At 71.0% G+C, this 7,331-nt stretch carries 6 protein-coding genes and 2 pseudogenes; 4 read left to right on the forward strand and 4 right to left on the reverse strand.

The window, feature by feature from the left end:
* Positions 1 to 119 precede the first annotated feature (119 nt).
* Together E1265_RS02800 and E1265_RS02805 are read left to right on the forward strand one after the other, a co-directional pair.
* Positions 120 to 896, forward strand: coding sequence for a helix-turn-helix transcriptional regulator (locus E1265_RS02800; protein ID WP_243740492.1), 777 nt, complete (start codon positions 120 to 122; stop codon positions 894 to 896).
* Positions 893 to 1,168 (forward strand): DUF397 domain-containing protein, encoded by a 276-nt coding sequence (locus E1265_RS02805; protein WP_132928581.1) that lies wholly within the window; start codon positions 893 to 895, stop codon positions 1,166 to 1,168. The genes E1265_RS02800 and E1265_RS02805 overlap by 4 nt, the downstream gene beginning before the upstream one ends.
* On the opposite strand, the gene E1265_RS02810 is transcribed toward E1265_RS02805, so the two are convergent.
* Positions 1,165 to 2,478 (reverse strand): cytochrome P450, encoded by a 1,314-nt coding sequence (locus E1265_RS02810; protein WP_132928582.1) that lies wholly within the window; start codon positions 2,476 to 2,478, stop codon positions 1,165 to 1,167. The genes E1265_RS02805 and E1265_RS02810 overlap by 4 nt on opposite strands.
* Before the next feature lie 393 nt (positions 2,479 to 2,871).
* On the opposite strand from E1265_RS02810, the gene E1265_RS02815 reads away from it, so the two are divergent.
* A complete protein-coding gene (locus tag E1265_RS02815; RefSeq protein WP_243740493.1) occupies positions 2,872 to 4,626 on the forward strand; it encodes a BCCT family transporter in 1,755 nt (584 codons plus the stop codon).
* 56 nt (positions 4,627 to 4,682) lie between these two features.
* Here E1265_RS02815 and E1265_RS02820 read toward each other — a convergent pair whose 3' ends face one another.
* Positions 4,683 to 5,096, reverse strand: coding sequence for a cupin domain-containing protein (locus tag E1265_RS02820; RefSeq protein ID WP_132928584.1), 414 nt, complete (start codon positions 5,094 to 5,096; stop codon positions 4,683 to 4,685).
* 44 nt (positions 5,097 to 5,140) lie between these two features.
* A pseudogene (locus E1265_RS38555) lies at positions 5,141 to 5,245 on the reverse strand (SDR family oxidoreductase); the annotation flags it as partial.
* Between the two features lie 234 nt (positions 5,246 to 5,479).
* On the opposite strand from E1265_RS38555, the pseudogene E1265_RS38560 reads away from it, so the two are divergent.
* Positions 5,480 to 5,611: pseudogene (locus E1265_RS38560) on the forward strand (transcriptional regulator); the annotation flags it as partial.
* A gap of 16 nt (positions 5,612 to 5,627) precedes the next feature.
* On the opposite strand, the gene E1265_RS02840 reads toward E1265_RS38560, so the two are convergent.
* Entirely contained in the window at positions 5,628 to 7,280 is a 1,653-nt protein-coding gene (locus E1265_RS02840; protein ID WP_132928585.1) for an FAD-binding dehydrogenase, read from the reverse strand.
* Positions 7,281 to 7,331 lie beyond the last annotated feature (51 nt).

The following is a 7,331-nucleotide window of genomic DNA, read 5'->3' on the forward strand; positions in this document are numbered from 1 at the left end:
AGAGGTGACGGGCCGACACCACAGCGTGTGCCACGCCACCTGGCCGGTGTGTGCGGCTGTGTGAAACCTCGGGAGGGCGAGATGGCCGGGAAGAAGAACCAAAGCCTCGCGGACGACAGGTGTTCGGCGCGCTCCTGCGGGCGCTCCGCGAGTTCAACGACGTCACGCCGGGACAGGCGGCGCTGATCGTGGGCTACTCGGAGTCCATGCTGGAGAAGATCGAACGCGGCGAGCGTAACGCGAGCCCGGAGTTCATCGACGAGCTGGAGAAACTGCTGGGTTTGCAGGGCGTTTTGTCTCCGACAGCAACCCGGCTCAGGGAGCAGCGGCACCCCGACTGGTTCGGCGAGTACGCGGACCGGGAGGGCGAGGCGGTCAGCCTCTGGTGCTACGACGCTCTGACCATCAAGGGACTCGTGCAGACGCGGAGCTACGCCCGCGCGGTACTGAGCGCCTACTCACCCATGCTCGATGACGATGAGGTCGAGCGCCATGTACAAGCCCGAATGGACCGCCAGGAACTACTGGCTCGGAAACCGGCCGTGAACTTCTCGCAGGTCATCCTGGAGCTTGTTCTGCGGCAGCCGATCGGCGGCCCGCAAGTGATGCGGGAACAGTTGGAACGGTTGCTTGAGGTGTCGGCCATGCGCAACGCCTCGGTGCAGGTGATGCCGATGTCCTATACAGCCCATGCGGGGTTCGATGGCCCCTTCACGCTGCTCGAAACGCCGGATCGGGACTGGGTTGCCTACGTCGAAGGGCAACACATCGGCCACGTCATCGATGACCGCACGCACGTCAGCGCCTTTCAAACGCGGTATGGCATGATCCGCTCGCAGGCCCTCAATCCAGAGGAATCCCGCAAGCTGATCGAGGAGATGATCCGCGAACTATGAGCAGTTCTTCTCTCGTGTGGTTCAAGTCCAGCTACAGCGGCAGTCAGGGCGGGGATTGCCTGGAAGTCGCCCTGAACTGGCGCAAGTCCAGCCACAGCGGCAGCCAAGGCGGAGAGTGCCTGGAGGTCGCCACACAGTGGCACACCTCCGCACACACCGACGACGCCCCCGTCACCGTCCATGTCCGGGATTCCAAGGACCGCGCCGGAGGCGCGACGCTCGCCGTGTCGGCGGCGGCGTGGCGGAGCATGGTTCGTCACGTGGCGCGTTAGCGCGCTCCCCGCAGCGTCGCCAGCAACCGCCAGAACGCGGGGCGGCGTTCGGGAGCAGATGGCTCAACGGCCGGCGCCGCCGGTCCCGGCTCCGGCGTGGCAACGCTATAGCGGACCGGGAGCGACCTCAGGCCGGTCACCAGGGGGGTGACGCGCCATGGGAGTTGGTCCGGCGGCATGGCCAGTGTCAGCTCCCCGAACCGCTCGCGGACCCGTTCGATGCCGATGGTGACGATCGTCTCGGCCAGCGGGCGGGCCGGGCAGGCGTGGGGGCCGGCGCCGAAGGCCAGGTGCGGGGCCGCCTCGTCCCCGGTGAAGTGCGGGCAGGCGTGGGCGGCGGCCGGCGAGACAATCACCGGGTCGCCGGCCGCGACGGTGACGTCGCCGAGGCGGGTGTCCGCCGCCGCGAAGCGCAGCGACAGGTTCTGCATGGGCGGGTTGCTGATGGCGGTGCGCTCGATGAGTTCGCGTGGCTCGGTCTCGGCAAGAGTGTTCGTGGCGAGGGCGTGGACCAGGCTGCCGGCGAGCAGCGCGCCAGTGGACTCGGCCGTGGTGATCAGGATCATGTTGAGGTGGAGGGCGTGTTCCTCGGTGCTCGCGTCGGGCGCGTGGGCGAGCAGCCGGGACGGGACGTCGTCGCCTGGGCGGCGCCGCTTCTCCTCGACCAGTTCGCGCAGGCCGACCAGGAGACGGTGGACGGCCATCGGCGCCTCGGGGCCGGCGTCGAGCACCCGCCAGACGTCCATCAGCACGTCGTCGCCCTCGGCGTCCGGGAGGCCGAGCAGGTGGTTGGCGACCATCAGCGGCAGCGGGCGCGCGTACTGGCCGCAGAGGTCGGCCATCCCTCGCCCGCCGCCACCCGCGCTGAGGAAGCTGATGAGGGAGTCGGCGTGGCCGCTGATCAACCCGGTGAGCCGCTCGGCCTCGGCCCCCTCTCCCTGGTAGGGCGCCAGGGCGGCGTCGATGGCGGCCCGCGCGGCGACGCGGCGCTCGTCGTCGAAGAAGACCACCATCTCGCTGTCCACGACGAACCGCAGCGGCCAGTCCCTGGGGACGGCCCCCTCGCGGTAGGCGCGCCAGTGGGTGGGGGCCTTTTTCCACCGCTCCTCGTCGGTCAGGACGCGCATGGCCTCGCCGTGATCGAGCACCAGCCAGACGGGCTGGCCGAGCAGGTCGACGGGCGCGACGGCGCCGTGGCGCTCGCGCAGGGCGGCGAGCACGGCCGGGCGGCGCCGTTCGTAGTCGTGCGTGAAGAGGGGGTCGGCGGGCAGGTCGGCCAGCCGAGCGGCCGTGGGAAGTGGGGACGACACCGGGGCTCCGCTTGGTGGTACTCAAGATCGTTGGCTGCGCGATCGTAGGGAATCCCCGGGGGCCCGGGCAATGGCTGGAACTTGACGGTTTGCGTGATCGGGCGACTACGGCAGATGGTCACGTTGCGTCGACGGCCGGGCGGTGAGCGTAAGAATCGCATGAGGGTTGTGAGATTTTTCGCCGGCGCAACCACCAACAGAGCGTGGCAGCCATTCGACAGAACGCGATCTCCGCAGGTCAGCGCGTTTTATTTGAGTGGCATGGTTGTAGCGATTTCGGGTAGCCGCTCGCGCATGCGGATTGTTGCCCGGTACAGATACAGCGGCTGACCCCGCGACGAGACCGGGTGGAAAGGAAAGGTTTAGGGCGTGCCAAGCGATAAACACGGTTCGGTGACGGCTACGGACAGGCCTCCTCGGCTGTCGCTGACGAAACCACGGACGGATCCGGTGGTGTTCGGCGTCTCCGCCGTGCTGACGCTGGCTTTCGTCGTCTGGGGCGCCTTGTCCTCGGACTCCCTCGCCGAGGCGTCGGGGGACGCGCTCGGCGCGATCATCCACCACGCCGGCTGGGGCTTCGTGCTCGCGGCCTCCGGGTTCGTGGTGTTCGCGCTCTGGCTGGCGATGAGCCGGTACGGGCGGATCACCCTGGGCAAGGAGGGCGAGAAGCCCGAGTTCAGGACGATCTCCTGGGTCGCCATGATGTTCAGCGCCGGCATGGGCATCGGCCTGATGTTCTGGGGCGTGAGCGAGCCCCTGGCCCACTTCACCACCCCGCCGCCCGGCACCTCGCCGGCCGACGACGGTGAGCGGATGACGACGGCGATGGCCACCACCCTCTTCCACTGGACGCTGCACCCGTGGGCGATCTACGCGGTGGTCGGCATGGCCATCGCCTACAGCGTCTACCGGCGCGGCCGGCGGCAGACGATCAGCGCGGTGTTCACCCCGCTGATCGGCGCCAAGCGTGCCAACGGCTCGTGGGGCCGGGTGATCGACATCCTGGCGATCATCGCGACGCTCTTCGGCTCGGCCGCCTCGCTGGGTCTTGGCGCGCTGCAGATCGGCAGCGGCGTCGAGGAGCTCGGCTGGATGAGCGACGTCGGCACCGGGCTGCTGGTGCTGGTGATCGCCGGCCTGACCGCCGCCTTCGTGCTGTCGGCCGTTTCGGGCGTGGCCAAGGGCATCCAGTGGCTGTCCAACATCAACATGGTGCTGGCCGTGGTGCTGGTGGTCTTCCTGTTCCTGATGGGCCCGACGGTGCTGATGCTCGACCTGATCCCGTCGTCGGTGGGCACCTTCATCGGTGACCTGCCGGACATGGCGGCCCGCACCGAGGCCAGCGGTGGCGAGGGCGTCGGCGACTGGCTTTCGGGCTGGACGGTCTTCTACTGGGCCTGGTGGATCTCGTGGACGCCGTTCGTCGGCATGTTCATCGCGCGGATCAGCCGGGGCCGGACCATCCGGCAGTTCGTCGGCGGCGTGATACTGGTGCCGAGCGTGGTCAGCCTGGTCTGGTTCGCGATCTTCGGCGGCACGGCGATGCGGCTCGAGGAGCAGGGCGCCGGGCTGACCGGCGAGGCCACCACCGAGGGCCAGCTGTTCACGGTGCTCCAGGAGTACCCGCTGGCCAGCGTCACGGCGCTGCTGGTGATGGTCCTGGTCGGGATCTTCTTCGTGTCCGGTGCCGACGCGGCGTCCATCGTGATGGGCACCCTGTCGCAGCGCGGCACGCTGGAGCCGCACCGTCTGGTCGTCGTGTTCTGGGGCGCGCTGACCGGTGCCGTGGCCGCCGTGATGCTGGTGATCGGCGGCGGCGGGTCGACGGCGTTGGATGGCCTGCAGAACCTGACGATCCTGGCGGCCGTGCCGTTCACGCTGGTGATGATCGGTCTCTGCGTGGCACTGATGCGCGACCTCCGGCAGGACTCGCTGATCCTGCGCGAGGAGAAGGGCGTCGAGGCTGTGGAGATGGCCGTGATCGCCGGACACCAGCGCTACGACGGCGACTTCGAGCTGCGGATCGGCCCGGGCACCGGCAACGGCGACGGCGCCGACCACGCCAACGGCAACGGGAACGGCAAGGCCGGGGACATCGACGTGGTCGTACTGGCCGACGGGCCGGGCTCCGGCGGATCCGGCGGCTGAGCCAACCCCACACGGCCCGGGCCGATCGGCGTGCGCGCCGACCGGCCCGGGCCGTGTCATGCGTCGCGCGTGCGGGTGCCGTTGTACCGCTGGTCGGTGACGGGCTCGGCCCACACGGTCTCGGGGGTGCCGTCGCCGGTCCCCTCCCACAGGGCGAGGTGTTCCATGAACCGGTCAGGGACGGCGCCGTGCCAGTGCTCCTCGGCACGCGGGCAGCTGACGGTCTTGCCGGGGTGAACCTCGAAGACGGTGCCGTCGCGGGTGCCGACCAGGGCGATGCCGGAGACCACGTGCAGGGTCTGGCCCACGGCGTGGGAGTGCCGGTTGGTGCGGGCGCCCGGGGAGAAGCGGACGAGGTTCGCTCGCATCCGCGACGGTTCCTGACCGGCGACGATGACGTCCCGCCAGACGTCGCCGGTGAACCAGTCGGCCGGTGCCTTGCTGGTGGGCTGCCGCTTGATGAACTGCATGGTGATCCTCTCGATGCCACGCGGCGGTGAGGGTGGTGGTTACCGGCGACGTACCCGCCGTCGACGGGCAGGGCGACGCCGATGACGAGGCTGGCGCCGGGGCTGCACAGCCGCAGGACGGCCTGGGCGATCTCGTCCGCGGTGCCGACGTATCGCGTCGGTCGGCCGGAGAGAAGCGCCACGTACCCCAGACATTCCTCTCCTCCCCCGCGGTGCGAGTCACCACCGATGGGCGTACCGGAGTACATCCCTATGGCGGCGCCCGGCACGTACGGTCGGGGGTGGGCAACAGAGAAGAGGTCCGCGAGTTCTCACCTCGCGGCGTGCGAAGATCACCCCGGAGCGGGCAGGGTTGCCCTCCGGCGGCAGGCGACGCGTCCCCCGAACTCACCCTCGCCTACGAAGGTCTCGAGGTGGCCGCCGAACCCGGCCCACCCTCCGCAGAGGCACTGCGCCTGCTCGCCTCCTGGGCCGCCGCCCGAGAGGCGCGCTCCCCGCACAGGGCGTCAGGCTGAGGACACCGGGCCCGGGCTACACGGCCCCGGCGGCGGCGCGGCCGGCCGCGCGGCCGGAGAAGAGGCAGCCGCCGAGAAAGGTGCCCTCGAGCGAACGGTAGCCGTGCACCCCGCCGCCGCCGAAGCCGGCCGCCTCGCCGGCCGCGTAGACGCCGGGCAGCGGCTCGCCGCCGGTCGCCAGCACCCGGGACGCCAGATCGGTCTCCAGGCCGCCAAGCGTCTTGCGGGTGAGGACGGAGAGGCGGACGGCGATCAGCGGGCCCGCCTTCGGGTCGAGCAGCGGGTGCGGCGGCACCACCCGGGCCAGACGCTCGCCGCGGAAGCCGCGTGCGTGACGGATGGTCAGCGCCTGCGGGTCGCGGCCGGCCGGATCGGTGATCTCCCGGTCCCTGGCCTCGATGGTCCGGCGCAGCTCGGCGGCGTCGATCGCCCGGTCGCCCGCCACCCGGTTCATGCCAGCGGCCAGCTCGTCGACGTCCCGTGCGACGACGAAGTCGGCGCCCCGGTCGAGGAAGGCCCGCACCGGGCCCGGCACGCCGGAACGGATCCGGCCAAGCACCTCAAGCACGTGCTTGCCGGTCAGGTCCGGGTTCTGCTCGGAGCCGGAGAGCGCGAACTCCTTCTCGACCACCCGTCTGTTGAGCACGAACCAGGTGTGGCCGTGGCCGGCGCGGGTGATGTGCTCCAGGGCGCCGAGCGTGTCGGCGCCCGGCACGTGGTCGGCCGGCAGCCGCCGGCCGGCCGGATCCAGCCAGAGCGAGGACGGGCCCGGCAGGACGCGGATGCCGTGCCCCGACCAGATCGGGTCCCAGTTGGCTATGCCCTCCGTGTAGTGCCACATCCGGTCCCGGTTGATCAGCCGGGCGCCGGCGCGCTCGGCGACGCCGAGCATCAGGCCGTCGACGTGCGCGGGCACGCCGGTCAGCAGCCGCTCGGGCGGGGCGCCGAGCCGCTCGGGCCAGTTGGCGCGCACCAGGTCGGCGTTGCCGCCGATGCCACCAGAGGTGATGATCACGGCCTGGGCGCGCAGTTCGAAGGTGCCGGCCGCCTCGCGGGAGCTGGCGGTGCCGCGCGGCGCCGAACTGGGCTCAAGCACCTCGCCCGTGACGGTGTCCACGACGCCCGCGGTGCGGCCGAGCCCGGTGACACGGTGCCGGAACCGGGTCTCGACCAGGCCGCGCGCCACGCCCTCCCGCAGGCGGCGGACGAACGGCGCGAGGACGCCGGGTCCCGTGCCCCAGGTGATGTGGAACCGCGGCACCGAGTTGCCGGGCCCGGCGCCGTCGGCGGCGCCGCGCTCGGCCCAGCCGACGACGGGGAAGATCCTGATGCCGTGTCCGCGCAGCCAGGACCGCTTCTCGCCGGCGGCGAAGTCCACGTACGCCTCGGCCCAGCGGCGCGGCCAGTGGTCGTCCTCCCGGTCGAAGCCGGCGGTCGCGAGCCAGTCGCCGAGCGCGAGCTCGTGGCTGTCGCGGACGCCGAGGCGGCGCTGCTCCGGGCTGTCGACGAGGAAGAGACCACCGAACGACCAGTGCGCCTGGCCGCCGAGGGACGCCTCGGGCTCCTGATCGAGCAGGATGACCCGCCGCCCGGCCTCGACCAACTCCCCCACGGCCACCAACCCGGCAAGCCCGGCACCGATCACGATGACATCCGCGTCATAACCCATGCGGATCAATCTACGACCCCCACCTGGCGTCGTGAGCGCCCCGAAGGGGGC

The organism is Streptomyces sp. 8K308, assembly GCF_004348315.1.
In the GTDB taxonomy this organism is placed as follows: Bacteria; Actinomycetota; Actinomycetes; order Streptomycetales; family Streptomycetaceae; genus Streptomyces.

Excerpts from the sequence above, each read along its gene's own strand:
- E1265_RS02805 (WP_132928581.1), top strand. The coding sequence starts at position 893 with ATGAGCAGTTCTTCTCTCGTGTGGTTCAAGTCCAGCTACAGCGGCAGT.
- E1265_RS02840 (WP_132928585.1), bottom strand. The coding sequence starts at position 7,280 with ATGGGTTATGACGCGGATGTCATCGTGATCGGTGCCGGGCTTGCCGGG.
- E1265_RS02820 (WP_132928584.1), bottom strand. The coding sequence starts at position 5,096 with ATGCAGTTCATCAAGCGGCAGCCCACCAGCAAGGCACCGGCCGACTGG.